Origin of the sequence: Streptomyces sp. HNM0574, from assembly GCF_012726235.1 — a bacterium.
In the GTDB taxonomy this organism is placed as follows: domain Bacteria; phylum Actinomycetota; class Actinomycetes; order Streptomycetales; family Streptomycetaceae; genus Streptomyces.
In genome coordinates, this window is record NZ_JAASAH010000004.1 from 37,656 (window position 1) to 63,804 (window position 26,149).

Annotated in this window: 21 protein-coding genes; 14 read left to right on the forward strand and 7 right to left on the reverse strand. The window is 73.5% G+C overall.

Annotation, left to right across the window (positions count from 1 at the left end; genetic code table 11):
• The first annotated feature begins 13 nt into the window (after nt 1-13).
• The 4 genes from HCC30_RS09235 to HCC30_RS09250 all read left to right on the forward strand — a co-directional run bounded on the left by HCC30_RS09235 (nt 14) and on the right by HCC30_RS09250 (nt 5,045).
• Nucleotides 14-1,429, forward strand: coding sequence for a cobyrinate a,c-diamide synthase (locus HCC30_RS09235; protein WP_169441930.1), 1,416 nt, complete (start codon nt 14-16; stop codon nt 1,427-1,429).
• A complete protein-coding gene (locus HCC30_RS09240; protein WP_169441931.1) occupies nt 1,426-2,559 on the forward strand; it encodes a cobalamin biosynthesis protein in 1,134 nt (377 codons plus the stop codon). The genes HCC30_RS09235 and HCC30_RS09240 overlap by 4 nt, the downstream gene beginning before the upstream one ends.
• Nucleotides 2,543-3,619: an Rv2231c family pyridoxal phosphate-dependent protein CobC gene (gene cobC, locus HCC30_RS09245; RefSeq protein ID WP_169441932.1), complete on the forward strand. Its 1,077-nt coding sequence runs from the start codon at nt 2,543-2,545 to the stop codon at nt 3,617-3,619. Before HCC30_RS09240 ends, cobC begins: the two co-directional genes overlap by 17 nt.
• Before the next feature lie 82 nt (nt 3,620-3,701).
• Nucleotides 3,702-5,045 (forward strand): alpha/beta fold hydrolase, encoded by a 1,344-nt coding sequence (locus HCC30_RS09250; protein ID WP_169441933.1) that lies wholly within the window; start codon nt 3,702-3,704, stop codon nt 5,043-5,045.
• A gap of 450 nt (nt 5,046-5,495) precedes the next feature.
• Here HCC30_RS09250 and HCC30_RS09255 read toward each other — a convergent pair whose 3' ends face one another.
• From HCC30_RS09255 to HCC30_RS09265, 3 genes are read right to left on the reverse strand one after another with little or no spacing between them, the layout of a single operon-like run.
• Nucleotides 5,496-6,878, reverse strand: a complete 1,383-nt coding sequence (locus tag HCC30_RS09255; protein WP_169441934.1) for a carboxyl transferase domain-containing protein — start codon at nt 6,876-6,878, stop codon at nt 5,496-5,498.
• Nucleotides 6,871-8,325, reverse strand: coding sequence for an acyl-CoA synthetase (locus HCC30_RS09260; RefSeq protein ID WP_169441935.1), 1,455 nt, complete (start codon nt 8,323-8,325; stop codon nt 6,871-6,873). The genes HCC30_RS09255 and HCC30_RS09260 overlap by 8 nt, the downstream gene beginning before the upstream one ends.
• A 30-nt stretch (nt 8,326-8,355) precedes the next feature.
• Nucleotides 8,356-9,675, reverse strand: coding sequence for an SLC13 family permease (locus HCC30_RS09265; RefSeq protein ID WP_169441936.1), 1,320 nt, complete (start codon nt 9,673-9,675; stop codon nt 8,356-8,358).
• Between the two features lie 335 nt (nt 9,676-10,010).
• On the opposite strand from HCC30_RS09265, the gene HCC30_RS09270 reads away from it, so the two are divergent.
• On the forward strand, nt 10,011-10,733 hold the full coding sequence (locus HCC30_RS09270; RefSeq protein ID WP_169441937.1) for a FadR/GntR family transcriptional regulator: 723 nt from the start codon (nt 10,011-10,013) through the stop codon (nt 10,731-10,733).
• Between the two features lie 51 nt (nt 10,734-10,784).
• Here HCC30_RS09270 and HCC30_RS09275 read toward each other — a convergent pair whose 3' ends face one another.
• Nucleotides 10,785-12,335, reverse strand: coding sequence for an amidase (locus HCC30_RS09275; protein ID WP_206323599.1), 1,551 nt, complete (start codon nt 12,333-12,335; stop codon nt 10,785-10,787).
• Nucleotides 12,336-12,694: 359 nt separating this feature from the next.
• The gene (locus tag HCC30_RS09280; protein WP_169441938.1) at nt 12,695-13,789 is read right to left on the reverse strand and encodes an amidohydrolase family protein; all 1,095 of its coding nucleotides are present in this window, start codon (nt 13,787-13,789) and stop codon (nt 12,695-12,697) included.
• Between the two features lie 707 nt (nt 13,790-14,496).
• Between HCC30_RS09280 and ectA the strand changes: the two genes are divergently transcribed.
• The 4 genes from ectA to thpD all read left to right on the forward strand — a co-directional run bounded on the left by ectA (nt 14,497) and on the right by thpD (nt 17,909).
• Nucleotides 14,497-15,024: a diaminobutyrate acetyltransferase gene (ectA, locus tag HCC30_RS09285; RefSeq protein WP_169441939.1), complete on the forward strand. Its 528-nt coding sequence runs from the start codon at nt 14,497-14,499 to the stop codon at nt 15,022-15,024.
• Nucleotides 15,025-15,166: 142 nt separating this feature from the next.
• Nucleotides 15,167-16,438, forward strand: a complete 1,272-nt coding sequence (gene ectB, locus HCC30_RS09290; protein WP_169441940.1) for a diaminobutyrate--2-oxoglutarate transaminase — start codon at nt 15,167-15,169, stop codon at nt 16,436-16,438.
• Nucleotides 16,439-16,517: 79 nt separating this feature from the next.
• Nucleotides 16,518-16,922: an ectoine synthase gene (locus HCC30_RS09295; RefSeq protein ID WP_169441941.1), complete on the forward strand. Its 405-nt coding sequence runs from the start codon at nt 16,518-16,520 to the stop codon at nt 16,920-16,922.
• Nucleotides 16,923-17,009: 87 nt separating this feature from the next.
• Nucleotides 17,010-17,909 (forward strand): ectoine hydroxylase, encoded by a 900-nt coding sequence (gene thpD, locus HCC30_RS09300; protein ID WP_169441942.1) that lies wholly within the window; start codon nt 17,010-17,012, stop codon nt 17,907-17,909.
• A gap of 83 nt (nt 17,910-17,992) precedes the next feature.
• On the opposite strand, the gene HCC30_RS09305 is transcribed toward thpD, so the two are convergent.
• Nucleotides 17,993-19,852 carry an alpha/beta fold hydrolase gene (locus HCC30_RS09305; protein WP_169441943.1) on the reverse strand — a complete coding sequence of 620 codons (1,860 nt, stop codon included), beginning with the start codon at nt 19,850-19,852 and terminating at the stop codon, nt 17,993-17,995.
• 247 nt (nt 19,853-20,099) lie between these two features.
• Here HCC30_RS09305 and HCC30_RS09310 point away from each other — a divergent pair, with 247 nt between their 5' ends.
• On the forward strand, nt 20,100-20,870 hold the full coding sequence (locus tag HCC30_RS09310; RefSeq protein WP_169441944.1) for an IclR family transcriptional regulator: 771 nt from the start codon (nt 20,100-20,102) through the stop codon (nt 20,868-20,870).
• Between the two features lie 15 nt (nt 20,871-20,885).
• On the opposite strand, the gene HCC30_RS09315 is transcribed toward HCC30_RS09310, so the two are convergent.
• Nucleotides 20,886-21,470, reverse strand: coding sequence for a carboxymuconolactone decarboxylase family protein (locus HCC30_RS09315; RefSeq protein ID WP_169441945.1), 585 nt, complete (start codon nt 21,468-21,470; stop codon nt 20,886-20,888).
• Between the two features lie 230 nt (nt 21,471-21,700).
• Here HCC30_RS09315 and HCC30_RS09320 point away from each other — a divergent pair, with 230 nt between their 5' ends.
• The 4 genes from HCC30_RS09320 (at nt 21,701) to HCC30_RS09335 (ending at nt 26,147) form a co-directional block, all read left to right on the forward strand.
• Entirely contained in the window at nt 21,701-23,152 is a 1,452-nt protein-coding gene (locus HCC30_RS09320) for a penicillin-binding transpeptidase domain-containing protein (RefSeq protein WP_169441946.1), read from the forward strand.
• A gap of 245 nt (nt 23,153-23,397) precedes the next feature.
• The gene (locus HCC30_RS09325; RefSeq protein WP_346776579.1) at nt 23,398-23,664 is read left to right on the forward strand and encodes a GlsB/YeaQ/YmgE family stress response membrane protein; all 267 of its coding nucleotides are present in this window, start codon (nt 23,398-23,400) and stop codon (nt 23,662-23,664) included.
• Nucleotides 23,665-23,769: 105 nt separating this feature from the next.
• Nucleotides 23,770-24,972 (forward strand): TerD family protein, encoded by a 1,203-nt coding sequence (locus HCC30_RS09330; protein ID WP_169442243.1) that lies wholly within the window; start codon nt 23,770-23,772, stop codon nt 24,970-24,972.
• Nucleotides 24,973-25,082: 110 nt separating this feature from the next.
• Nucleotides 25,083-26,147, forward strand: coding sequence for a DUF2993 domain-containing protein (locus HCC30_RS09335; RefSeq protein WP_169441947.1), 1,065 nt, complete (start codon nt 25,083-25,085; stop codon nt 26,145-26,147).
• The last annotated feature ends 2 nt before the right edge of the window (nt 26,148-26,149 follow it).

Below are 26,149 nucleotides of genomic sequence, written 5' to 3' on the forward strand. Positions count from 1 at the left end.
CGGGGGACGCGCGGTGAACATCCCCCGGATCGTCGTCGCCGCGCCGTCCTCCGGCAGCGGCAAGACGACGGTGGCGACGGGCCTGATGGCCGCCTTCGCCGCCGCCGGTCTGTCCGTCTCCCCGCACAAGGTCGGCCCGGACTACATCGATCCGGGCTACCACGCGCTGGCCACCGGCCGCCCCGGACGCAACCTGGACAGCTATCTGTGCGGCCCCGGACTGGTCGCGCCGCTGTTCCTGCACGGCGCGGCCGGCTGCGAACTGGCCGTCGTCGAGGGCGTGATGGGCCTGTACGACGGCGCGGCGGGCGAGGGCGAGCTGGCCTCGACCGCGCAGGTCGCCAAGGAACTGCGGGCGCCGGTGGTGCTGGTGGTGGACGCCTCCTCGCAGTCCCGCTCGGTGGCGGCGCTGGTGCACGGCTTCGCCTCCTGGGACCCGGAGGTGCGGCTGGCCGGCGTCATCCTCAACAAGGTCGGCTCGGACCGGCACGAGGCGCTGCTGCGCGAGGCGCTCGGCTCCTCGGGCGTGCCGGTACTGGGTGTGCTGCGGCGGGCGCCGCAGGTGAGCACCCCGTCCCGGCACCTGGGCCTGGTGCCGGTGGCCGAACGGCGGGGCGAGGCCGTGGAGTCGGTGGCCGCGCTGGCCGAACGGGTCCGCGAGGGCGTGGATCTGGACACGGTGCTCGCGCTGGCCCGCAGCGCCCCCGACCTGCCCGCGACGCCCTGGGACCCGCACACCGCCGTGGCCGCCGGAGGCCCGGCGGGCGGCGGGCGTCCGGTGGTGGCCGTCGCGGGCGGCCCGGCGTTCACCTTCTCGTACGCCGAGCACGCCGAACTGCTCGCCGCGGCGGGCGCGGACGTCGTCACCTTCGACCCGCTGCGGGACGAGGCGCTGCCGGAGGGCACGCGCGGGCTCGTCATCGGCGGCGGCTTCCCCGAGGTGTACGCGCCGGAGCTGTCGGCCAACACGCGGCTGCGCGCCGCGGTCGCCGGATTCCGGGGTCCTGTGGCGGCGGAGTGCGCCGGACTGCTCTATCTGGCACGGGAGTTGCGCCCGAAGCCGGAGGACGGCGGCGGCGCCTGGCCCATGTGCGGGGTGCTGGACGCGAGCGCGCGGATGACGCCGAAGCTGACGCTCGGCTACCGGCAGGCGGTCGCCGTGGGCGACAGCGTGCTGGCGGCCGCCGGGACCCGGGTCTCGGGGCACGAGTTCCACCGCACGGTGATCGAACCCGGCGCCGGCACCGCTCCGGCCTGGGGCGTGGTCGCCCCGGAGCGCCGCGTCGAGGGCTTCGTACGGGGCCGGGTGCACGCCTCGTACCTGCACGTCCACTGGGCCTCGGTGCCGGAGGCGGCGAGCCGCTTCGTGGCGGCGGCGCGCGGGGGCGAGGGAACCGAGGAAGGAACCGAGAGGGGAGCCTCCGCGTGATCGGCCTGATCTCCGCGAGCCCGGCGGGCGAACGCGTCCGCGACCTGCTGGCCGCCGCCTGGCCCGGACACCTGCGGGAGCACCCGCTGCCCGCCACGGACACCGACGGTCCGTACGCTCCCGGGCTCCCGGAGGACGCGGCCGCGCGGGTCGCGCGGGAGTGCGCCGCCGAGGAGCGGATCGTGTGCGTCCTCGGCACCGGGCCCGCGCTGCGCCTGCTCGCGCCGCTGCTGCGCGCGCGGACCACGGCCCCGGCCGTGGTGTGCGTCGACGAGGACGGCCGGTACGCGGTGCCGCTGCTGGCCGGTCCCGGGCAGGCGGCGCGGGAGCTGGCGGCCGCCGTCGCCGGTGCGCTGCCCGGCTGCGTCGCGGTTCCCGCCGCGGCCGGGGCGCCGACGGGCGTCCCCGTGCTGGACTCCCTGGGCTGGCCGGTGGAGGGCGCGGCCGCGACCGTCGGCCGGGCCTTCCTGTCCGGTACGGACGTCGCCGTGTGCGACACCGTCGAGTGGCCGCTGCCCGCGCTGCCGCCGAACGTCCGCGCCACCGGCACCGCCCCGGGCGAGGGCGGCGGGCCCGGGCTGTGGATCACCGACCAGGTGGTGGCCACCGGCCCCACCGAGGCCGTGCTGCGCCCGCCGACGCTGGGCATCGGGCTCGGCACCTGCCGGGGCACGGCGGCCGCCGAGATCGTGGAGCTGATCGAGCAGGCGCTGGACGACGCGGGCCTGTCCGCGCGCTGCGTCGCCGAGCTGGCCACCCTCGACATCCGCGCCGACGAGCCGGGCCCGCGCGCGGCCGCCGAACGGTTCGGGGTGCCGCTGCGCACGTACCCGGCCGGGCGGCTCACGGCCGTCCCGGTGCCGAACCCGTCCCGGCGGGCCGGCGCCATGGTGGGCACGCCGTCCGTCGCGGAGGCGGCCGCGCTGCTGGCGGCCGACGGGTACGGCGAGCTGGTCGTCCCCAAGGTGGCCTCCCGGCCGCTGGACGGCAGCCCGGCCCGCGCCACCGCCGCCGTCACTCGCCGCCGCCCGCTGCGCCCCCGCACCACCGGGGCCACGGCCGGGCAGGCCGCGGGTGGGCAGGCGGCGGAGTACGAGAAGCCCGAGGTGAGCGATGTCCATGTCGTCTGAGGCCGCTCCCCCGCCCGGCGGGCCCGATCTTCGGCACCACGGGGACGCCGAAGTGCGGGACGCCGAGGCCGGGTTGACGGATCTCGCGGTCAACGTGCGGACGGGGACGCCGCCCGGCTGGCTGGTCGAGCGGATCGCCGGTTCGCTGTCCGGTCTCGCCGCGTACCCGGACGGGCGTGCCGCCCGGGCCGCGGTCGCGGCGCGGCACGGGCTGCCCGAGGAGTGCGTGCTGCTGACGGCAGGCGCGGCCGAGGCGTTCGTGCTCGTCGCGCGTACGGTGCCCGCGCGGCGTCCCGTCGTGGTGCACCCGCAGTTCACCGAGCCCGAGGCCGCGCTGCGGGACGCGGGGCACACCGTCGGCCGGGTGCTGCTGCGCCGGGAGGACGGCTTCCGGCTGGACCCGGCGCTCGTGCCCGAGGACGCCGACCTGGTGGTGGTGGGCAACCCGACCAACCCGACCTCGGTGCTGCACCCGGCGGGCAGCCTCGCGGCGCTGGCGCGTCCCGGGCGCACGCTCGTCGTCGACGAGGCGTTCGTCGACGCGGTGCCGGGCGAACAGGAGTCCCTGGTCCCGCTGTTGGACGGGCTTCCCGGGCGGGTGATCGTACTGCGGAGCCTGACGAAGACCTGGGGCCTGGCGGGCCTGCGCATCGGCTACGTGCTGACCGACCGGGCGACCGCGGGCGAGCTGGCGGCCCGGCAGCCGCTGTGGCCCGTCTCCTCCCCGGCGCTGACGGCGGCCGTCGCCTGCTGCGAGCCCCCGGCGCTGGCCGAGGCGGAGGAGGCGGCGCGGCGCACCGACGAGGACCGGGCCCATCTGCTGGCGCGGCTGCGGGAGTTCGGGGAGCTGACGGCGGTGCCGGAGGCGCGCGGGCCGTTCGTCCTGGTGCGCTGCGAGGGCGCCGAGAAGCTGCGGCTCCGGCTGCGCGAGCTGGGCTTCGCCACCCGCCGCGGGGACACCTTCCCCGGCCTGGGCACCGAGTGGCTGCGGCTCGCGGTACGCGACCGCGCCACCACCGACCGGCTGGCGTCCGCGCTCCGGGAGGCGCTGCGCGGGTGAGCCCCGGGGCGGCGGGGCGGCCGGGGCCCGGCGGTAGGGTCGGCGGCGTCGTCCGCCCCGCCGTCCCCGAGGAGCCCAGGCCGTGCCCGAAACCGCCGTACTGCGCCACGCCGGAACCGTCCTGACCGACCACACCTTCCCGGTGCCGCTGGACCACTCCGCGCCGGACGGCGAGCAGATCGAGCTGTACGCGCGCGAGGTCGTCGCCGCGGGACGCGAGGGGGACGAACTGCCCTGGCTGGTCTACCTCCAGGGCGGCCCGGGCGGGCGTTCGCCCCGCCCGCTCGGCCCGTCCTGGCTGGAACCGGCGCTCCGGCACTACCGCGTCCTGCTCCTCGACCAGCGCGGCACCGGCCGCTCCACCCCCGCCAGCCGGCAGACGCTCCCGCTGCGCGGCACGGCCGCCCAACAGGCCGACTACCTCGCGCACTTCCGGGCCGACTCCATCGTCCGCGACGCCGAACTCGTCCGGAAGCGGCTGCTCGGCGAGGACACCCCGTGGTCGGTGCTGGGGCAGAGCTTCGGCGGCATGTGCACCTTCACCTACCTCTCGTACGCGCCCGAGGGCCTGCGCGAGGCCTTCGTCACCGGTGGCATCCCCGGCCTGCGCGTCCCGGCCGAGGACGTCTACCGCCGGACGTACCCGACCGTCGCCCGCAAGAACGCGGCGCACTACGCCCGTTACCCCGGGGACGTCGCCGCCGTACGCGCCGTCGCCGGGCACCTGCGCGCGGCGGAGGAGGCGGGCGAGCCCGTGCGGCTGCCGGACGGGAGCCCGCTGACCGTCGCGCGGTTCCAGTCGCTCGGGCTGATGCTGGGCGGCGGCAGCGGTTCCGACACGCTGCACTACCTGCTGGAGGACGCCTGGGTGACCGGCGGCGTCCCGGGCAGCCCGCGCGCCGAACTCTCCGACACCTTCCTCGCCGCCGTGCACACCGCGGTCTCCCTCGCCCCCAACCCGCTCTTCGCCGTGCTGCACGAGGCGAGCTACGGGCAGCGGTCGGTGAGCCGCGCGGGCACGGGCTGGGCGGCGCAGCGGGTACGGCCGGAGTTCCCGGAGTTCGACGCGGCGGCGGCGCTGGACGGGGACCGGCCGGTGTACTTCACCGGCGAGATGATCTACCCCTGGCACTTCGAGGCGGACCCGGCGCTGCGGCCCCTCGCCGAGACGGCCCGGCTGCTCGCCGAGCGCGAGGACTGGCCCGACCTGTACGACCCCGCGCGCCTCGCGGCGAACACGGTGCCCGTACAGGCCGCCGTGTACCACGACGACATGTACGTCGACCGGGAGAACTCCCTGGCCACGGCCGCCGCCGTGGGCAACGTCCGCACCTGGATCACCAACGAGTGGGAACACGACGGGCTGCGCCTCAGCGAGGGGCGCGTCCTGGAGCGGCTGCTGGCGATGGGGCGGGGAGAGGTCTAGCCGCTTCGCGGCTTCTTTTGCGGGGTCCTTCGCGGGGTGCGGGTCCTTCGCGGGGTGCGGTGCGTCGCCGGGTGCGGTGCGTCGCCGGGTGCGGGTGCGTCGGGGCTCGGGCCTTTTGCGCAGTTCCCCGCGCCCCTGATCGCGGGCTCGGCCCGCTTGGGAGAACTGCGCCGTAGGCGCAGGGCTGGCAAGCGCAGCGCCTAGCCCCGGCGCGGGGTGCGCATCGCCGTCACCGGGCCACCCCATATGCCGTGGCCGTTCGCGCAGTTCCCCGCGCCCCTGATCGCGGGCCCGCCCCGCTTGGGAGGTCTGCGCCGAGGCGCAGGGCTGGCAAGCGCAGCGCGCTCACCCCGGCGCGGGGTGCTCAACCGCCGTCACCGGGCCACCCCATATGCCGTGGCCGTTCGCGCAGTTCCCCGCGCCCCTAAAGGCGCGCCGTCCCCGCGCCCCTTACGGGGCGAAGCCGCGGGCGAGGCCCAGGTCGATCGTGTCCTGGGGCCGGAGGCGGAGTTCGTCGGCGGTGCGGGGCGTTTCCGTGAGGGGCCGTTTGAGGATGGGGGCGGCGAGTTCGGGGGCGATGACGGAGAAGTAGCTGTCGGGAGTGACCCAGAGGCGGTCCGGCGCCGCGAGGGCGAGCGCACCGCCCGAACCGCCCTCCCCGATCAGCAGGGAGGTGACGGGGACGGCCGCCTCGGCGACGGCGGCGAAGACGTCCCCGATCGCCGCCCCGGCCCCGCCCCGCTCCGCCTCCGCGTCGTTCGCCGCGCCCGGGGTGTCGACGAGGGTCAGCACGGGGATGCCGAGCCGGTCCGCGGTGCGGATGAGCCGCGCCGCCGTCCGGAAGCCGGCCGGCCGTACCGGTCCGCCGCACTGGGCCGCGTAGGCGACGGTGCTGCCGTCGGCCCGGCGCCCGAAGCCGCACAGTATGCCGTCCGGGTCGGTGCCACCGCAGCGGTCGCCGCTGATCTCCTCGCGCCAGGCGAAGTAGGCGTCCAAGTAGGCCCGTGCGCGCGGCCGTTCCGCCGCGCGGGCGCGGGCCACCGCCTCCCGTCCGCTGTCCGGCGGCGGCGCGGACGTCAGGGCGCGGGGCGGCGGCGCGGGCCGCGCCCGTCCGACGTCCGGCGCGAGGAGCGTGAGCCAGCGGCCGAGCACCCCGGACAGCTCCGCCTCGGGCACGACCCGGTCGACGTGCCCGGCCGCCTGCTGCGCCTCCGCCGTGTACGCGGCCGGATCGGCGTCCGCCGGGCGTACGCGTGAGCCCGCGAAGCCGACCTGGGCGCCGGGCAGCGCCAGGACGACGTCGGCGCCGGAGCCGAGGGTGGCCCAGCCGCCGCCGGTGACCGGGTCCCGCAGCACCGCGACCTGCGGGATGCCGGCGCGCCGGTTGAGCGCCGACTGCCGTGCCACGCGCTGGAGTTGGGCGAGTGCGCGCATGCCCTCCTGCATCCGACTGCCGCCGGTCGCGATCAGCGAGACCAGCGGCAGCCGGTGGGTACGGGCGTACTCGCAGGCGGCCGCTATGCGGTCGCCGGTGCGCTCGCCGAGGGAGCCGCCGAGGTAGCCGAACTCGAAGGAGACCAGCACCGCCTCCCGGCCTCCGGCGAGGGCCGTGCCGCAGACGACGGACTCGCTCTCGCCGGTGCGCTCGCGCGCCCGGGCGCGGGCCGCGCCGTAGCCGGCCCAGCCGAGCGGCCCGTCGTCGTCGGGGAAGCCGGGACGGTCCTCGCCGGTGAACGGCGCTCCGGGCGGGGGCAGTTCGGTGAAGTCCTCGGCGACGAGGCGGACGGCGGCGCGCGCGGAGTGCGGGCGCGGCGTGGGGCCGGGGTCAGTCATGGAGGGCCCGCTTCATGATCTTCCCCATGTCGTTGCGCGGCAGGGCGTCCAGCCGCCGTACGACGCGGGGCCGTTTGTGCGGTGCGAGCTGCTTCGCGACGTGGTCCATGAGCTCAGTGTCCGTCAGCGGGCGCGAGCCGGGTACGACCCAGGCCACGATCCGCTCGCCGAGGTCGTCGTCGGGCTCCCCCGTCACGGCGGCCTCCCGGACGCCGGGGTGTGCGAGCAGGACGTTCTCGATCTCCCCCGCGCCGATCTTGTAGCCGCCGCTCTTGATGAGGTCGGTCGCCCTCCGGCCGACGAGGCGCACGTACCCGTCCGGCTCCCGTACGGCCATGTCCCCGGTGCGGAACCAGTCGCCGCAGAACACGTCGGCGGTGGCGTCGGGCCGGTTGAGGTAGCCGGTGAACAGGTTCGGGCCGCGCACCTGGATCTCGCCGACGGTCTCGCCGTCCCACTCCGCCAGCGGGGTGCCGGTGTCGTCGACGAGGCGCAGGGCGACGCCGTCGAGGGGCGGGCCGACGGTGCCGGCGCGGGGTGCGCCGTCGGCCCGGACGCTGGTGTTCATCAGCGTCTCGGTCATGCCGTAGCGCTCCACGACCCGCTGTCCCGTGGCGGCGGTGATCCGCTCGTGGTCGTGCACGGGCAGCGCGGCGGAGCCGGAGACGAGGAGCCGGGCGCCGGCGAGCGCCGCCGCCAGCTCCGGGTCCGTCCCGGCCTCCTCGGCGACGCGGTGGTACATCGTGGGCACCCCGAACATCAGCGTGGCCCCGTCCCGCAGCGCCTCCCGCAGGCCCCGCGTGGTGAACCGGCCCAGGTGCCGCAGGGTGCCGCCGCGGCGGAGCGGGCCCAGTACGCCGAGGATCAGCCCGTGGACGTGGAACAGCGGCAGTCCGTGCACGAGGACGTCGTCGGCCGTCCAGTGCCAGGCGTCGGCGAGCGCGTCGAGGGTGGCGGTCAGGGCCCGGCGGGGCAGCACGACGCCCTTCGGCGGTCCTGTGGTGCCGGAGGTGTAGACGATCAGCGCGGGCGCCTCGCCGGGCAACTCGCGGTCCCTGTCCGAGAGTTGGGCGCTCCCGGCCGCCGGCTCCGGGTCCAGGTCGACGGGGACGCGCGGGAGCCGGGCGAGGCGGTCGGGCAGCGGCTCGGCGGGGGCCGCGAGGACGGCCGCGGGTGCGCTGTCGCCGAGGATGTGGCCGAGTTCGCGTACGCCGGACTTCGGGTTGAGCGGCACCGCCGGTGCCCCGGCGAGCAGCGCGGCCACAACGGCGACGCAGGTCTCCGGCCCCGGCGTGGCCCAGACCGCGACCCGGCGTCCCGGGGTCAGCTCGCGGGCCACCGAGCGGGCGTGGGCGGCGAGTTGGGCGTAGGTGAGGGTGCGGCCGGGGAAACGGAGGGCGGGCCGGGCGGGGTCGGGCGCGGAGAGCGACGGAAGCAGAGTGGTCACGCGGGCTCCTCACGGAGGTCGGGGCGGGCGTCAGGAGGAGGGGACGACGAGCGCCAGCCAGACGACGGCGGGCACGAGCACCGTGACGCCGGCGCCGTACACCATGAGCTGGCGGAAGAAGCGTTCCCGGTCGGCCTCTTCGGCGCTGGCGAGGACGAGCGCGCCGTTGGTCGAGAAGGGGCTCACGTCGACGACGGTGGCGGAGACCGCGAGCGCGGCGACCATGCCCGCGACGCCGATCTCGCCCTGCTCCAGGAACGGCACGGCGAGCGGGATGAGCGCGCCCATGATGCCGACGGAGGAGGCGAACGCCGAGACGACGGCGCCGATGTAGCAGAACAGCACGGCCGCCAGCAGCGGGACGCCGATGCCGCTGACGCCCTCTCCGGCCCAGTCGATGGTGCCCATCTCCTGGAGGACGCCGACGTAGGTGAGCATGCCGCAGATCAGCAGCACCGTCGGCCAGGTGATGTGCTCCACCGCCCGCTTGCTGTCCTCGGGCCAGAACACGGCGAGCAGGACGGCCAGGGTGATGGCGGTCAGTCCCGCGTCGAGGTCGAGGACGAGCACCGCGAGGACGAGCGCGAGGAGCCCGGTCAGGGTCGCGGCACGGCGCGCGTCCAGGCCGGTGCCGGGGGGCCGTACGGGGGCCGCGACGGCGGTGCGGGCCGGGGTGCCGCCGTCAACGGGGCCGCCGGTGGCGGCCGTTGAGGCGCCCGGGCCGGCGCCGTCGACGCTGCCGGTGCCGCGCAGGCGGGTGCCGCCGCAGGCGAGGAACACGGCGGCGGCGATGAGCAGGTTGACGACGAGGCTGGCGAGGAACAGTCCGGCCGGGCTGCCGGGCAGGCCCTCCCTGGCCACGATGCTGTTGACGGTGGACCCGTAGATGCTGATCGGCGAGAAGCCGCCCGCCTGCGCCCCGTGCACCACCATCGCGCCCATCAGCAGCGGGCGGATGCCGTAGCGGGCGGCGAAGCCCATCGCGATGGGGGCGACGATCGCGACCGCGGCGGGGCTCACGGCGCCGATGGCGGTGAGCACCCCGGTGACGGCGAACATCACCCAGGGGATCAGCGCCACCTTCCCCCGTACCAGGCGGATGCCCGCGTGGACGAGCCAGTCGGTGGTGCCGTTGGCGCGGGCGATGGCGAAGAAGTACGTCACGCCGACGAGGACGACGAACAGGTCGCCGGGGAAGCCCGCGAAGATCTCCTCCGCGTCCATTCCGGCGGCCAGGGTGCCGACGCCGAAGGCCGCGGCGAAGGCGAGCGCGCCCATGTTGATCGACCGGGTGGTGGCGACCACGAAGAGCACCACGAGCACCAGGATGGAAATGAGTTCGGCAGACATCGGGCTCCCGTCCGGTGGGTCCCAGGATTCGCGGCGCGACCGCGCGGTCACACCGTTCCGCGGCCGGTACGCGGGGGTCACGGTGCCGGCGGTCACGGGCCTCGGGTGGCCGGTCGGCCACTTGCTCAGGGGCTGCTGCCACCGCCGGCGGCCCGCGTCGGGACCGGTGGCCAAGTGGCTGGACCACGCTCGGTGTTGGCGCCTGCCGGTGTCAACGGATCGGACGGAAATTGGCTCAGCCACTTGGCCACTCAGCCGCTCGGCGCCCGGCCTCGGCCGCCCTCGCCCGGTGCTACGCTCCGACCGGCTGAGCAGCACCGACGAGGGGGGTCCGGATGACCGATGACGCGCTGCGCCCGATGACTCGGCCGCGCCTGTACCAGCAGGTCCTCGACCGCCTGCGCACCTACGCCGCCGACCACGGGCTGGGCGCGGGCGACCGGCTCCCGGCCGAACGCGACCTGGCCCAACGCCTGGGCGTGAGCCGGGCGTCCGTCAAGCAGGCCGTCGTGGTCCTGGAGGTGCAGGGGCTGGTCGAGACCCGGCACGGCGGCGGCACGTACCTCACCCGCGACACCCTCGACGTCGAGCCCGTCGAGCGGCTGATGGAACGCCGCCGGCGACTCCCCGACGTCCTGGACGCGCGCGAGGCGCTGGAGACGAAGCTCGCCGAACTCGCCGCCGAGCGCCGCACGAAGGCGGACCTGACCGCCATGCGGGACGCGCTGCTGCTCATGGAGCGGGACATCGCGGCGGGCGGGTACGGCGACGAGGGCGACCGGCTCTTCCACGCGGCGCTCACCGAGGCCGGACACAGCGCGCTGCTCGCGGAGTTCATGCGCGCGCTGTCCGGGCAGATCGCGGAGAGCCGCCAGGAGTCGCTGCGGCAGCCGGGCAGGCCCAGGAGCTCGCTCGGCCAGCACGCGCGCATCCTGGACGCCGTCGACCGCGGCGACGCGGAGGCCGCGGCCGACGCGATGCGGCGTCACGTCCGCACGGTGGCCGAGGTCCGGCTGCTGGAGTGGAACCCGGAGGACGAGGAACCGGACCGGGACTGACGGACGGCGGGGCCTTACCCGGCCCTGCCGTCCGCTGCCCGCCGACGGCCCTCAGCCGAGGAGGCGGGGCCGTACACGGTCGACCCAGCCGGTGGACTGCTCGTAGGCGTGGGCCAGTTGGAGCACCTCCCGGTCGGCACCGTCCCGGCCGACGAGCTGGATTCCGGCGGGCAGGCCGCGCGCGTCGAAGCCGGCGGGCATGCCGATGACGGGCTGCCCGCTGAGCGACCAGGGCGCGACCGTCTCCATCCACCGGTGGTAGGTGTCCATCTCGCGCCCGCCGACCGTCCTCGGCCAGTGGGTCTCCTTGTCGAAGGGGAACACCTGCGCCGAGGGCGCGAGGACGAAGTCGAAGCGGCCGAAGAACTCGGTCAGTGCCGCGCGGTAGCGGTCGCGGGCCTCGACGGCCCGGGTGAGGTCGAGCGCCGTGAGCGGGATGCCGTGCTCGACCTCCCAGACCGCCTCCGGCTTGAGCCGCTTCCGGCTGCGCGGGTCGGCGTAGAGCGGGTGCAGGTCGAGGTTGGCCCACCAGCGCCAGGTCAGGAACGTCCGCCAGATCTCCTCGGCGGGGAAGTCCGGGAGCGCCTCGGTGACTTCGCAGCCGAGCTCCTCGAAGACGGCGAGCGAGGCGCGGCACACGTCCAGCAGTCCGGGCTCGGTCGCCAGCCGGCCGCCCCAGTCGCCGGCCCAGGCGATCCGCGTGCCCCGGAAGTCCGCTGCGAGGCGGCGCCGGAGCGTCGTCGGGTCCCCGGCTCCGTCTCTGCCGGTCATGACGGCCAGCAGCCGGGCGAGGTCCTCCGTCGTACGGGCCATCGGGCCCGTCACCGCGAGCTGGGAGACGAAGGCCGGGTCGAGCACGCGGCGCCAACTCGGGCGCATCCCGAGGACGTTGTTGAAGGCGGCCGGGTTGCGGAGCGAGCCCATGTAGTCGCTGCCGTCGGCCACCGGGGTCATCCGCAGCGCCAGCGCGGAGGCGGCCCCTCCGCTGCTGCCGCCGGCGGTGCGGGAGGGGTCGTAGGCGTTGCCCGTCGTGCCCCACACCGGGTTGTAGGACTGCGAACCGAGCCCGAACTCGGGGGTGTTGGTCTTCCCGACGACCACCGCTCCGGCGTCCTTCAGCCGGCGTACGAACGGTGCGTCCCGGGTCGCGAGGCGGTCGGCGTACAGCGGCGAACCCTCCGTCCACGGGAGGCCCTCCGCCTCGGCCAGGTCCTTCACGGCGTGCGGGAAACCGTGCATCCAGCCGAGGCGTTCGCCGCGCCGCAGCTGCCGGTCGCGCTCGCGCGCCTCGCGCAGGCAGTCCGCCGGGTCGCGCATCCCGACCAGGGCGTTGACCTCCGGGTTCAGCCGCTCGATGTGCCCGAGGTACGCCTCCATGACCTCGACGCAGCCGACCTCGCGGCGCTCGATCGCCCGGGACAGCCGGGAGGCGTCCCACGACACGATGTCCTGCACGGGGCTCTCCTTCGCGGACGGTGTGGCGGCGGCGCTCGCCGGGGTGGCGGCCAGGCCGAGGCCGAGCGCGCCGGTGGCCCCCAGGAAAGCGCGCCGCCCCATGCGGTCGCGCTCATCGTCGGCCGGTGCGCGGAACGTGTCGGCCATGCGGGCTCCTTCGACGGGCCGGCCCAGTGAGTGGCCAACTGGCCAAGTGGCCGAGTGGCTCAGCCACTTTGGGCCCGCCTCCGCCCACGGTCAATACCTGCGCCGGGGGTTCGCGCCTTAAGGGGCGCGGGGAACGGCGCGAACGGCCACGGCGACGGGGTGGCCCGGAGACGGCATTGCGCACCCCGCGCGGGGGTGACCGCGCTGCGCTTGCCAGCCCTACGCCTACGGCGCAGTCCTCCCAAGCGGGGCGAGCCCGCGATCAGGGGCGCGGGGAACGGCGCAAAAAGGGGCGCGGGGAACTGCGCAAAGACCCGAGCCCCGACGAGCCCCGCACCCGCGACGCAACCCCCAAGCCCCTACCCGACCACCCGCCCCCGCAGCACCACCACCCGCGGAGCCCCCAGCACCCGCACGTCCTCCCGGGGATCCTCCCCGTACACGACCAGATCGGCCGGTTCCCCCTCCTCCAGGCCGGACCGGCCCAGCCAGGCCCGCGCCCCCCAGGTCGCCGCGGACAGCGCGTCCCGTGCGGGGATGCCCGCGGCGACGAGTTCGGCGACCTCGTCGGCGACCTGGCCGTGTGCCAGCGAACCGCCCGCGTCCGTACCGGCGAAGACGGGGATGCCCGCGTCGTACGCGGCGCGCACCGTCTCGTACCGGCGCGCGTGCAGGTCCCTCATGTGGGCCGACCAGCGCGGGTACCTGGCCTCGCCGCCCGCCGCCAGGTCGGGGAAGGTCGCGATGTTGATGAGCGTGGGCACGATCGCCACGCCCCGTTCGGCGAACAGCGGGATGGTGTCCTCGGTGAGGCCGGTGGCGTGCTCGACGCAGTCGATGCCCGCCTCCACCAGGTCACGCAGCGAACTCTCGGCGAAACAGTGCGCGGTGACCCGCGCCCCCTCCTCGTGCGCGGTGGCGATGGCCTCCTCCAGCGCCCACCGGGGCCAGCAGGGCGCGAGGTCGCCCTCGCCCCGGTCGATCCAGTCGCCGACGAGCTTGACCCAGCCGTCCCCGCGCCGCGCCTCCTGCCGTACGTACGCGGCCAGGTCGCCCGGCTCGATCTCGTGCGCGTAGTTGCGGATGTAGCGCTTGGTGCGGGCGATGTGGCGGCCGGCGCGGATGATCCGGGGCAGGTCCTCGCGGTCGTCGACCCAGCGGGTGTCGGCGGCCGAGCCCGCGTCCCGCAGCAGCAGGGCGCCGGCGTCCCGGTCGGTGAGCGCCTGCTTCTCGGTGGTGGCCTCGTCGACGGGGCCGTGCGCGCCGAGGCCGACGTGACAGTGCGCGTCCACGAGTCCGGGCAGCACCCAGCCGTCGACGCGGGTGAGGTCACCGGCGGCGCGTGGCGGCCGCCGGTAGGTGATCTTCCCGTCCACGACCCACAGTTCGTCCCGTACGTCGTCCGGGCCCGCCAGGACACGTCCCTTGATGTGCAGGTTTCCGCGCTCGCTCATGCCCGCACCCTACGAGCCGGCCCCCGGCGCCGGGCAGCCCGCGGGCGCGGATCACGCCACGGGCGCACCGCGGCGTTCCGCGGCGGGTTCGGGTTCCCGGACGTGTTCCGCGATGCGTTCCCGGCGCGTTCCGGCGAGTAGTTCCCGCGCATTCCACGGATGCATATGCGGGTGTTACCCGATGCTCTTCGGGGCGCCTTGTCGAGTTGCGGAAGTGCGCTTCTGGTGCGTGCGCCGAATGCGATCAAGGGTGCCCGTACGGCATCCTGTCCCGGCCCTTCGCGAAGCTCTTGGGGGAGGCTCTTCCGGGTGGCTTCACCGGAAAGCGGGACACCGCCCGCGGGCCCGGTTTACGATCTGTTCCGGGGCCTTTCAGGAGCACAGCTTCCCGTATTCTTCTGCCCGCTCTCCCCGGCTTCAAACGCCGCAATTTTGGTTGCCCCGACCACTCGATTCCGAGCGCAAGTCGAGGTCGTTACCGCAATGTGACCGACCCCACAAGACCGTCGTTTCGCCCCTTCATATCAGGACATTCCCTGTGGAACCGCGGGGCCGCGGCCGTCGTGCGCGCACTCGCGCGATAACACAGGAACCCCCTCCCGCGTAACCCCACCCGGCCGTGCGTTTTCGGATTCTGCTGGGTAAATTTATTTCACATGACCGCCGCACAAGCAGACCATGCACGTGCCCTTAGTGATTTCCTGGAAATGCCGGAGGGGCTGAAGCTCGACACTCCACGGATCGAAGACGGAGCCGCGATCTGGCGTATCGCCCGCGACTCCGGGACTCTCGACCTCAACTCCTCCTACAGCTACCTCCTGTGGTGTCGCGACTTCGCCGCCACGTCGGTGGTGGCCCGGGGCGCGGACAGCGAGCCGGTCGGATTCATCACCGGCTATGTACGTCCTCAGCAGCCGCGCACTCTCCTCGTCTGGCAGGTGGCCGTCGACGCGGCGGCCCGCGGACGCGGTCTCGCGGCGGCGATGCTCGACGGTCTGACCGCGCGGGTGGCCGAGGAAGCCGGTGTCGACAGAGTCGAGACGACCGTCACCCCGGACAACGTCGCCTCCAACCGCCTCTTCACCTCCTACGCGCAGCGGCACGACGCCGCGGCGGAGAAGGAGGTGCTGTTCGACGGCGAGGTGTTCCCCGAGGCCGGGCACGAGCCCGAAGTGCTGTACCGGATAGGCCCCGTGGCCGCGCTCACGGAAGCGCAGGCCGCCCCCGGGCGCTGAGGACCGCGCCCCGCGACGGCCCGGGCCGCGCGTGCGCCGCGCTCCGCGCGAGGCACCCGCCCCGCCCCGACGGCACCCCCGTACGACCCGTACGCAACCCAACAGACTTTCCCCCCACGCAACTCACTCCCAGGAGCATGCTGTGACCATCACCCAGCCGGACCTGAGCGTCTTCGAGACCGTGGAGTCGGAGGTGCGCAGCTACTGCCGTGGCTGGCCCACGATCTTCGACCGCGCGCAGGGCTCGTACATGTACGACGAGGACGGCCACACGTACCTCGACTTCTTCGCCGGCGCCGGAACCCTCAACTACGGCCACAACAACCCGGTGCTGAAACGCGCGCTGCTCGACTACCTCGAGCGGGACGGCGTGGTGCACGGCCTGGACATGAGCACCACCGCGAAGCGCGCCTTCCTGGAGACCTTCCGGGACGTCATCCTCAAGCCGCGCGGCATGGACCACAAGGTCATGTTCCCCGGCCCGACGGGCACCAACGCGGTCGAGGCCGCGCTGAAGCTGGCCCGCAAGGTCAAGGGCCGCGAGTCGATCGTGTCCTTCACCAACGCCTTCCACGGCATGTCGCTGGGCTCCCTCGCCGTCACCGGCAACGCCTTCAAGCGCGCCGGTGCGGGCATCCCGCTGGTGCACGGCACCCCGATGCCGTTCGACGACTACCTCAACGGCGCCACCGACGACTTCGTCTGGTTCGAGCGTCTGCTGGAGGACCAGGGCTCGGGTCTGAACAAGCCCGCCGCCGTGATCGTCGAGACCGTGCAGGGCGAGGGCGGCATCAACGTCGCCCGCGCCGAGTGGCTGCGTGCGCTCCAGGACCTGTGCCGGCGCCACGACATGCTGCTCATCGTGGACGACATCCAGATGGGCTGCGGCCGCACCGGTGCCTTCTTCTCCTTCGAGGAGGCGGGCATCGAGCCGGACATCATCACCGTCTCCAAGTCCATCGGCGGTTACGGACTGCCGCTGGCGCTCACGCTGTTCAAGCCGGAGCTGGACGTGTGGGAGCCGGGCGAGCACAACGGCACCTTCCGCGGCAACAACCCGGCCTTCGTCACGGCGACCGCCGCGATCGAGACCTACTGGACCGACGGCCAGATGGAGAAGCAGACGCTGGCCCGCGGCGAGCAGATCGAATCCGTCATGCGCGCCATCGCCGAGGAGCACGGCAAGGACGTCGTCGCCGATTACCGTGGACGCGGGCTGGTCTGGGGTATGGAGTTCCACGACAAGGACCGGGCCGGCGCGGTGTGCAAGCGGGCCTTCGAACTGGGTCTGCTGCTGGAGGACTGCGGCGCCCAGAGCGAGGTCGTCAAGCTGCTCCCGCCCCTGACCATCACCCCGGAGGACCTGGACGAGGGGCTGCGTGTGCTCGCGCGCGCGGTCCGCGAAACCGCCTAGTTCCCCCGTTCATCGGCCCGTCCCGGTTGCGTCCGGGGCGGGCCGCCCCCGTAATGAGAGAGAAAGGTACAACTGCACTGTGATTGTTCGTTCGTTCAAGGACATCGAGGGCACCGACCGGCACGTGAAGGCCGCTTCGGGGACCTGGGAGAGCAAGCGCATCGTGCTGGCGAAGGAGCGCGTCGGCTTCTCCCTGCACGAGACCACTCTCTACGCGGGCACCGAGACGTCGATGTGGTACGCCAACCACATCGAGGCCGTGCTCTGCGTCGAGGGCGAGGCCGAGCTCACCAACGACGAGACCGGTGAGAAGCACTGGATCACGCCCGGCACCATGTACCTGCTCAACGGGCACGAGAAGCACACCATGCGCCCCAAGACCGACTTCCGCTGCGTGTGCGTCTTCAACCCGCCGGTGACCGGCCGTGAGGACCACGACGAGAACGGTGTCTACCCGCTGCTCACCGAGCCGGACGCCGGCTGAGCCGTCGCCCGGCCGGCCATCCCTCCGGCCGGGCCCGGCCGTTCGCCCCCCTGACAGGGCCGTACGAGAGGAGAGGAAGGCAACACCATGACCACCGCACCCGAGCGCACCGCCGACCTGTACCCGACTCGCGGAACCACCGAAGTGGCCACTCCGCGGATGGACCCCGTGGTGTGGTCCGACCCGGGTGCGCCGGGGCCGATTTCGGCTCCGGACCTGGCGGGCTACGAGCGGGACGGGTTCCTGGCGATCGATCAGCTCATCACCCCCGATGAGGTCGAGACGTACCGCCGGGAACTGGAACGGCTCACCTCGGATCCGGGGATCCGTGCCGACGAGCGCTCGATCGTCGAGCCCAAGTCGCAGGACATCCGGACCGTGTTCGAGGTGCACAAGATCAGCGAGGTCTTCGCATCGCTCGTGCGGGACCCGCGCGTGGTGGGCCGTGCCCGGCAGATCCTGGGCTCGGACGTCTACGTCCACCAGTCCCGGATCAACGTCAAGCCGGGCTTCGGCGCGACGGGGTTCTACTGGCACTCCGACTTCGAGACCTGGCACGCGGAGGACGGCCTCCCGAAGATGCGGACGGTGTCGGTCTCGATCGCTCTCACGCGGAACCACGACACCAACGGCGGCCTGATGATCATGCCCGGGTCGCACCAGACGTTCCTCGGCTGCTCGGGCGAGACGCCGAAGGACAACTACAAGAAGTCGCTGCAGATGCAGGACGCGGGCACGCCGTCCGACGAGTCGCTGACGAAGTTCGCCGATGCCCACGGCATCCGGCTCTTCACCGGCGAGGCCGGGTCGGCGACCTGGTTCGACTGCAACTGCATGCACGGAAGCGGTGACAACATCACTCCGTACCCGCGGAGCAATGTCTTCATCGTCTTCAACAGCGTGGAGAACCGGGCGCAGGAGCCGTTCGCGGCACCCGTCCGGCGCCCCGAGTTCATCGGGGCCCGGGACTTCACGCCCGTGAAGTGACCTGGAGCGCGGGGCCGTTGACGCCCCGGTAGTTCCAGGGAAGAGGGGCGGGGCCAGGCACGGCCTCGCCCCTCTTCATGCGCTCAGCGGCCCGCCGCCGCACCGGACGGCACGCCGCCGCCCGTCACCGGCAGGTCCAGGGTGCCGGTGTCCCCGGGCCCGGCGGCGACGGTGACGGGCTTGACGCCGCGGTTGCCGTAGTGGGCGCTGTCCCCCGCCGCGATCACGAACTCCAGCCGGTGGCCCGCCTCGTAGCGGTGCGCGAGCGCGGGCAGGGTGACCGTGAACGGGCGGGTGACGTCCTCGACCCGGGCCGGGGCCACGAGCCGTTTCACCAGCGTCCTGCTGCCGTCCGGCGCCAGGTCGTACACCTTCGCGAACAGGACGAGGTTGCCCGTGACGTCGGGCACGGTGCCGTCCTCGCCGGTCTGCTGGGTGCGTTCGGCCTCGGGGGAGATCACCCGCAGCCGCGCCTCCGGGGCGCCGACCACGTCCATCGGGGCGGTCAGCGGCGCGGTGCGCCAGGACAGGTGGGTGCCCTCGGCGTCCCGGGGCGGCGGGAGTTGCCCGCCGGCGAGTGCGAGCAGCGAGTTCTCCGAGTAACTGCTGGGCAGCAGCGGCCAGTTGCGGTACGTGGCGCTGCCGCGGCGCACCGCGTCCCGCGAGGTGACGAGGGTGCCGTCGCCGGAGAGGTACAGCCGCTGCTGCCGTCCGGCGGGGAAGCGCGCCGAGGTGGCGTAGGCGCGTTCCGGGCCGTCCTCGGCCGCCCAGTCGCGGTACCAGGCGAAGGCGGGGCCGGTGTCGGCGGAGGCGTCGTCGCGCAGGTGGTGGTCGAACCAGGCGGTGATCCGCTTGCCGACGTAGGTGGACTCCAGGCCGCCCTCGTGCAGCGCGGGCTCCCCCGAGGTGGCGCCGCTGTGGCCCGGTTCCTGCCAGATCATGCGGGTCTCGGTGCCCTGCGCGCGCAGCGTCTCGTAGGTGGCGGTGGCCTCGTTGAGGTTGAACAGGGTGTCGTTCTGGCCCTGGACCAGCAGCGTCGGCGCCTTGACGCGGTGCAGGTAGGACACCGGGGAGGCGTCCCGGATCATCCGCATGGCCTCCTGCGTCCGGCCCGCCGGGAAGCGGCCGCTGTCCAGCATCCGCTTCGTACGGCACATCTCCTCGGGGAAGTTGACGCAGCCGAGGCTCGCCCGGTCCGGGTCGGTGGCGAGTTCCTTCAGCCCCTGGATCTGGCCGAGGAAGTAGAAGCCGTTGGTCCACTGGGTCTTGTACGCGCCGGGCAGCTTCGGGGTGACGCCGGTGCGCCGCGCCGTGTTGTTGGGCACGAGCGAGTAGGTGAGGTCGTTCCAGGTGACCATCGGGACGAGCGCGTCGACGCGGTCGTCGACGGAGGCGGTGGCCAGTTGCACGGCGCCGCCGTAGGAGCCGCCGATCATGCCGACGCGGGGGTCGTGGCGGCCGTCCCGGGTGACGAATCCGGCGCGGGTGCCGTCGTCGGCGGCGCGGCCGCCGCCGAGGAAGTCCACCAGCGCGGAGGCGGCGCGGCCGTCGGTCCTGGGGTCGTCGAGCGTGATGCGGCAGCCGGACTTGCCGAACCCGAGCCCGGAGTAGGCGAGTACGGCGTACCCGCGTTCGGCGAAGCGCTCGGCGAGACCGGCGGTGGCCGGGTCGTCCTTGGCGCCGCCGAAGCCGTTGGTGGTGATCAGGGCGGGGACGCGGTGCCGGGCGTCGGCCCCGTCGGGGCGGTAGAGGGTGGCGTCGACGGTGCACCGCCGGGGTGCGTCCGCGGCGTTCCGTGCGGTGGCGCCGGGGCCGAGGTCGACGGTGAACTCAAGCGGTGCGGTGGTGAATCCGGGTGTCTCCGCGTGCGCCGGGGCCGTCAGGCCGAGGGGCAGGAGGAGTGCTGCGGTACTCAGAGCGACGAGCCACGGTCTGCGGGACATCAGCGCCTCTCGTGAGGTGAACGGTGCTCGGGCCAACTGCCTTGTGCCGTATGCCGATTGCCAACTGCTCCGACCAACTGGTCGGTAATCTCGCCGCACCGCCGACGGGAAGTCAAGACGCGTGCACGGCACAACCGTCCGCCGCCTCCGGCCCGTTCGCTAAGCTGAACACCGTTTTAAGTCAGCGAACCGGCGGGTCCGGACCGGGGCCCGGGCCGGAACAGATCGGAGCAGAGGGGGCACACCGATGTCCACCGGTGAAGCGGGCGGCGCGCAGGTCAAGTCCGCGGTGCGCACAGTGGAGTTGCTGGAGTTCTTCGCCGGACGCCCCGGCATGCACACCCTCACGGACGTGCAGGAGGCCGTCGGCTACCCCAAGTCGAGCCTCTACATGCTGCTGCGCACCCTCGTCGACCTCGACTGGGTCGAGGTCGACGCGACGGGCACGCGGTACGGCATCGGCGTCCGCGCCCTGCTGGTGGGCACCTCGTACATCGACGGCGACGAGGTCGTCACCGCGGCCCGCCCCACCCTCGACCGGCTCTCCGAGGAGACCGGCGAGACCATCCACCTCGCGCGGCTGGACGGGACGAGCGTGGTCTACATGGCCACCCGCCAGTCGCGGCACTACCTGCGCCCCTCCGCGAACGTCGGACGGCGGCTGCCCGCGCACTCCACCTCCCTGGGCAAGGCGCTCCTCGCGACGCACACCGACGAGCAGGTGCGGCAGCTGCTGCCCGGGACGCTGGACCGGCTGACGGAGAGCACCACCACGGACCGCGAGCGGCTGATCGAGGAGCTCCGCCTGGTGCGCGAGCAGGGGTACGCGCTCGACACCGAGGAGAACACCGTCGGCCTGCGCTGCTTCGGCGTCGCCCTGCCGTACCGCTCCCCCGCGCGGGACGCGATCAGCTGCTCCGTCCCCGCGGCCCGGCTGACGCCCGCGCACGAGCAGCTGATCAAGCGGTCGCTGTTCGACGCGCGCGAGCGGCTGGCCGCCGCGACGCGGCGCCTCTGAGCCGCGAGCCGGACGTCAGGTGGCGTGGCCGTCCCCGGCCGAGGCGGTGCGCAGCGGGACGGCGCACCGGTCGGAGAAGCCCTGGCCGGTCAGGCCCAGTGCGGCGTTGATGCGGGAACGGTAGTTCTCGACCGCGACCATGGCGGTGAGCTCGATGAACGCGGGCCTGCCGAGCCGCCGGAGGAGCTCCTCTGTCATGGCGTCGGTGACGGTGGGCTCGGTCTCGGTCATGGCCTCGGCGTACTCCATGACCCGCAGTTCGAGGTCGTCGAAGAGTTCCCGGTGCTCGCGCCACTCGGGCACGTACTGGATCTTCTCCATGGGCAGCCCGTCCTCGTCGGCCAGCCAGTGACCGAAGTCGACGCACCAGGAGCAGCCGATGCGGACGGCGGAGACCATCTCCGCGAGGTGCTTGAGGCCGGGGTCGAGCTCCTTCCACTTGCCGACGCGCTGTTCGAAGCGTCCGCCGTCCTTCAGCACCCCCGGGTGGTGCCCCATCGCGCGGATGGGGTCGAGGACGCGGCCGTAGGTCCGCCGGGAGTACCACTCCACGAGCCGGTAGACGAGGGTGCGGGGCGGGTCGAGTGCGATGCGGGCCATCGTGATCCCCTTGTGTCGTGTCGCTGTGTCGTGTCGCTGTGTCGTGTCGCTGTGGTGCCTGCTGCCCCTGTGACGGGGCGCGGCCCCGCGGATGTGACATCGACCGGCCGCCGGACCCGAAGTGACCTGCGGTGACGGGGTGTTCACGGTGCGGAAGTGACGGATGAGAGTTCACTGAGAATGGACGCTGAACGGAACCCGAACCCCCGCTTTCGGCGTTTCTCCGGGGGATGAACAGGACAATCAGGCGCTCTTCCGTCGTCATTCTGCTCTTCGTGTTCGCGCTGCTGCTGCGCATCACCTGGATACAGGTGTCCCAGGGCACGGCACTCGCCGAGGACGACGACAACAGGCGCAACACGATCGAGCAGTACGGCTACCCGTTCGGCGACATCATCGTCGGCGGGAAGCCGGTCACGGGTTCGCAGCGGGTGGACAGCGGCGACTTCACGTACAAGCGGACGTACACCGACGGCGAGCTGTACTCAGCCGTCACCGGGTACGGCTCGCACCGCGGGACGACCCAGCTGGAGGGCATCTACCAGGACGTCCTCAACGGCTCGGACGACCGGCTGAAGAACCCGCTGGACCTGCTCACCGGCGAGCACACCAAGCCGGGCAACGTCGTGACGACGATCGACCCGAAGGTGCAGAAGGCGGGCTACGAGGCGCTCGGCGACAAGAAGGGCGCCGCCGTCGCCATCGACCCGGACAGCGGCGCGATCCTCGGCGCGGTCAGCACCCCGTCCTACGACCCCGCCCGCATCGCGGGGAGCGGCGAGAAGGACCAGAAGGCGTGGAAGGAGCTGAACGAGGACGAGGACCAGCCGATGATCAACCGCGCGCTGCGTCAGCCCGTCCCGCCGGGTTCCACCTTCAAGCTCGTCGTGGCCGCCGCCGCGCTGGAGGACGGGCTGTACTCGTCCGTCGACGAGCGCACCGACAGCCCGAACCCGTACACGCTCAAGGGCACCGCCACCAAGCTGGAGAACGAGAACAAGGCCGCGCCCTGCGAGGACGCCTCGATCCGCACCGGCCTGCGCTACTCCTGCAACAACGTCTTCGCGAAGATGGCCACCGACCTGGGCAAGGACAAGGTGCGCGCGCAGGCGGAGAAGTTCGGCTTCAACGACAAGGAGCAGGACGTCCCGGTCCGCGCCGCCACCAGCCTGTTCCCGAAGGAGATGGACGAGGCGCAGACGGGTCTGTCCGGCGTCGGCCAGTTCGAGGTGACGGCGACGCCGCTGCAGATCGCGATGGTCTCGCAGGCGATCGCGGAGGGCGGCGAACTCGTCGACCCGCACATGGTCTCCGAGGTCCAGGACGGCAACGGCGACGCCGTGGAGGAGACCGGGGACCCGGGCAGGCACCGCGTGATGAGCGAGGACACGGCCACGCAGCTGAAGTCCGCGATGCAGACCGTCGTCGAGACGGGCACCGGCACCAACGCGCAGATCCCCGGCATGAAGGTCGGCGGCAAGACCGGTACGGCCCAGCACGGCGTGGACAACAGCGGCAAGCCGTACGCGTGGTTCACCTCGTACGCGGAGAACAGCGCGGGCAAGAAGGTCGCCGTCGCGGTCGTCGTCGAGGACTCGGACGCGGAGCGCGCCGAGGTCAGCGGCAACGGGCTGGCGGCGCCGATCGCGCAGCGGATGATGGAGGCGGGCCTGGCGGGCTGACGCCTCATCTCCCGCCCGGCGCGGGCACGTTGGGCGCGTCCCGCGCCAGTGCGGCCCGTACGGCGGGGAGTTGGGGGCCGCCGCCGGAATCCCTCCGCACGCGCCGGGACGGCGACCAGGCATCATGGGAGGCCGACCGATCACTACGGGGAGGGTTACCCATCGTGCACATCGCTGTTCAACTGGCCGAATCCGGCGCCGAGAACGACCTCGGGGACGCGCTCTCGGAGTTCGCGAGTTCGGGCATCGTCAGCTGGCTGATCCTGGGACTGATCGCGGGCACCGTCGCCAAGGTCCTGCTGCCGGGACGGGACCCGGGCGGCATCGTCGGGACGGCGCTCATCGGCGTCGCGGGCGCGTTCCTCGGCGGCTGGCTCTCGGCCACGTTCCTGGACAAGCCCGTCAGCAACAACTTCGTCGACCCGGCGCTCTGGGTCTCGGCGATCGCCGGTTCGCTCGTCCTGCTCGTCGGCTACCGGATCTTCTTCGGCCACTCCCGCGAGCGCCGCTGAGCCCTCGGCGCGGGCGGCCCCGGCCGCCGCCGAACGGCCGCCGAGCGGGGGCGACGGCACAGGAACCGCACGGTCCGGCCGCTCGTTACGACGGACATGACCGCAATGACTCCTGGCTCGAACCTTCCGCTCCCGGCGGCCCGGGTGGCGGTGGACGTCACCGCCCCGTCCCGCCTCGACGTGTCGGGCCTGCTGCTCGGCGCCGACGGCAAGGTCCGCTCCGACAACGACTTCATCTTCTACAACCAGCCCTCGGGCCCCGGCGTCTCGCACGGCAGCAACGGCGGGGTGGACACCATCACCGTCGACACCGCCGCCGTCCCCGCCGACGTGGAGAAGGTCGTCGTCACCGCCAGCCTGGACGCGCCGGGAGCCACCTTCGCGGGCACGGAGCCGACAGCGACGGTCAGGGACGCGCAGACGCAGGCGGTCCTCGCGTCGTTCACCCCGCCCGGGCTGGGCGCCGAGACGGCGCTCGTGATCGTCGAGGTGTACCGCAGGAACGGCGCCTGGAAGGTCCGCGCGGTCGGCCAGGGGTACGCGAACGGACTGGGCGGCATCGCCTCGGACTTCGGCGTCGACGTCGAGGAGCCGCAGGCCCCGGCAACCCCGGCCGCCCCGCAGCAGCCCGCTCCCCCGGCGCCCGCGGCGGCACCGGCTCCGGCACCGGCCCCGGCGGCCGCGGCTCCGGCCGCCCCGGCGCCCGCCCCCGACGGCGGGAAGATCAACCTGGACAAGGGCCGGGTCAACCTCCAGAAGAACCAGTCGGTCTCCCTGGTCAAGGGCGGCCGCCCGGTCATGGAGTCGGTGCGGATGGGCCTCGGCTGGGAGCCCGTCTTCCGCGCGGGCCGCCGCGCGAAGGACATCGACCTGGACGCCTCGGTCATCGCCTTCGACGCCAACCGCAAGAAGATCGACGCCTGTTACTTCGGCAAGCTCTCCATCCTCGGCGGCGTCATCCAGCACTCCGGCGACAACCTCACCGGCGACGGCGCGGGCGACGACGAGACCATCACCGTCCACCTCGGCCACCTGCCCCCCGAGGTCACGGGCCTGGTCTTCACGGTCAACTCCTTCTCCGGGCAGAAGTTCACCGACGTGGCCAAGGCGTACTGCCGGCTGCTCGACGGGGGCGGCGGCCAGGAGCTGGTGCGCTTCGACCTCACCAACGCCGAGTCCCGCACGGGCGTCCTGATGTGCAAGTTCATCCGCCAGTTCTCCGGCGAGTGGGAGATGACGGCCCTCGGCGAGTACGTCGACTCCCGCACCGTCCGCGGCATGGTCAAGCCGGCGGGGGCGGCGCTCTGACGGGCTGACCTGCGCAGAGGCCGCGAAGAGCGGGTGAGGGAAGGGTGCAGGCGCCTTCCCCCGCCCGCTCTTTCTGGCTGGTAACCCCCGCCGTGTGATCGCATATGGCGATGATCTCGAACGGACCTTCCGCGGACACCACGGCACCGATACCGGCCGCCCCCTCGGCCGAGGGCACCGGCCGGCCCGGCGAGGGGCCCGTCGACGGCGGCGCGGACCGCCCGGCCGGCCCGGACGGCACCGGCGGGAAGCCGCGGCGACGTACGGTCCGGCGGCTGGTCAAGACCGCCGGCGCGCTCGCCGTCGTCCTGGCCTTCCTCGCCCTCGGCGACCGCTGGGCCGTGCTGTACGCCGAGAACATGGCGGCGGAGAAGGTGCAGGAGGCGCTGAAGCTGCGGGCCGAGCCCGAGGTGCACATCGACAGCTTCCCGTTCCTCGGGCAGGTCGCCATGGGCGGGCTCGACCACGTCGCGGTCAACATCCCGGACGTTCCCGCGGGCCGCGTCTCCCTCGCCCAGGTCAAGGCGAGCGTGGACGACATCCGGATCGTCGGCAGCCTCCCCTCCTCCGTGAAGGGCGCCGACCTGGGCACGGTGCGCGGCGACGTGTTCCTCGACTTCGACGACCTGAACCGCGAAGTCGGCGCCTCCCAGGTGCGGTTGACGCCAGGACCGGAGCGGAACACGGTGCTGGCGCACGGCGAGCTGCCGGTGGCGGGCAAGCAGGCCGAGGTCCGGGCCCGGGCACAGGTGCGGCGCACCGACGACCACGGGGTGGCCCTGACGGTGGCCGACACCAAGCTGGTGGTCCCCGGCCTCCTCACCTACACCCCGGGCAAGGGCGGCGGCCTCCAGCTGACCGCGCCGGCCGCCGAGAAGGTCGACGAGGACGCGCTGCAGCAGGCCACCGGCGAGCGGACCCGTCCGGAGGGGATGCTGAAGGGCCGCGTGCTGGACACCCTCGTCGAGCACCCCTCGCTGCTGGAGCCGGCCGGGGTCGACACCTCGCTGCTCCAGGGGCTCCAGAAGGTGCGGGAGCCGAAGGTCGCGCAGGAGATGGAGTTCGCGGCGCGGCTCCCCGACGACCTGCCCGGCGACCTCGGGCTCCGCGAGATCAAGGTGACCGACGAGGGCATCGCGGCCCAACTGACCGGCACGGACGTCCGCGTGGGTTGACG

What these genes read in the sequence shown, in the direction of transcription:
- cobC (WP_169441932.1), top strand. Translation starts at nt 2,543, where the DNA reads ATGTCCATGTCGTCTGAGGCCGCTCCCCCGCCCGGCGGGCCCGATCTT.
- HCC30_RS09255 (WP_169441934.1), bottom strand. Translation starts at nt 6,878, where the DNA reads ATGACTGACCCCGGCCCCACGCCGCGCCCGCACTCCGCGCGCGCCGCC.
- HCC30_RS09265 (WP_169441936.1), bottom strand. Translation starts at nt 9,675, where the DNA reads ATGTCTGCCGAACTCATTTCCATCCTGGTGCTCGTGGTGCTCTTCGTG.
- HCC30_RS09270 (WP_169441937.1), top strand. Translation starts at nt 10,011, where the DNA reads ATGACCGATGACGCGCTGCGCCCGATGACTCGGCCGCGCCTGTACCAG.
- HCC30_RS09275 (WP_206323599.1), bottom strand. Translation starts at nt 12,335, where the DNA reads ATGGCCGACACGTTCCGCGCACCGGCCGACGATGAGCGCGACCGCATG.
- HCC30_RS09280 (WP_169441938.1), bottom strand. Translation starts at nt 13,789, where the DNA reads ATGAGCGAGCGCGGAAACCTGCACATCAAGGGACGTGTCCTGGCGGGC.
- ectA (WP_169441939.1), top strand. Translation starts at nt 14,497, where the DNA reads ATGCCGGAGGGGCTGAAGCTCGACACTCCACGGATCGAAGACGGAGCC.
- thpD (WP_169441942.1), top strand. Translation starts at nt 17,010, where the DNA reads ATGACCACCGCACCCGAGCGCACCGCCGACCTGTACCCGACTCGCGGA.
- HCC30_RS09305 (WP_169441943.1), bottom strand. Translation starts at nt 19,852, where the DNA reads ATGTCCCGCAGACCGTGGCTCGTCGCTCTGAGTACCGCAGCACTCCTC.
- HCC30_RS09310 (WP_169441944.1), top strand. Translation starts at nt 20,100, where the DNA reads ATGTCCACCGGTGAAGCGGGCGGCGCGCAGGTCAAGTCCGCGGTGCGC.
- HCC30_RS09315 (WP_169441945.1), bottom strand. Translation starts at nt 21,470, where the DNA reads ATGGCCCGCATCGCACTCGACCCGCCCCGCACCCTCGTCTACCGGCTC.
- HCC30_RS09320 (WP_169441946.1), top strand. Translation starts at nt 21,701, where the DNA reads ATGAACAGGACAATCAGGCGCTCTTCCGTCGTCATTCTGCTCTTCGTG.
- HCC30_RS09330 (WP_169442243.1), top strand. Translation starts at nt 23,770, where the DNA reads ATGACTCCTGGCTCGAACCTTCCGCTCCCGGCGGCCCGGGTGGCGGTG.
- HCC30_RS09335 (WP_169441947.1), top strand. Translation starts at nt 25,083, where the DNA reads ATGATCTCGAACGGACCTTCCGCGGACACCACGGCACCGATACCGGCC.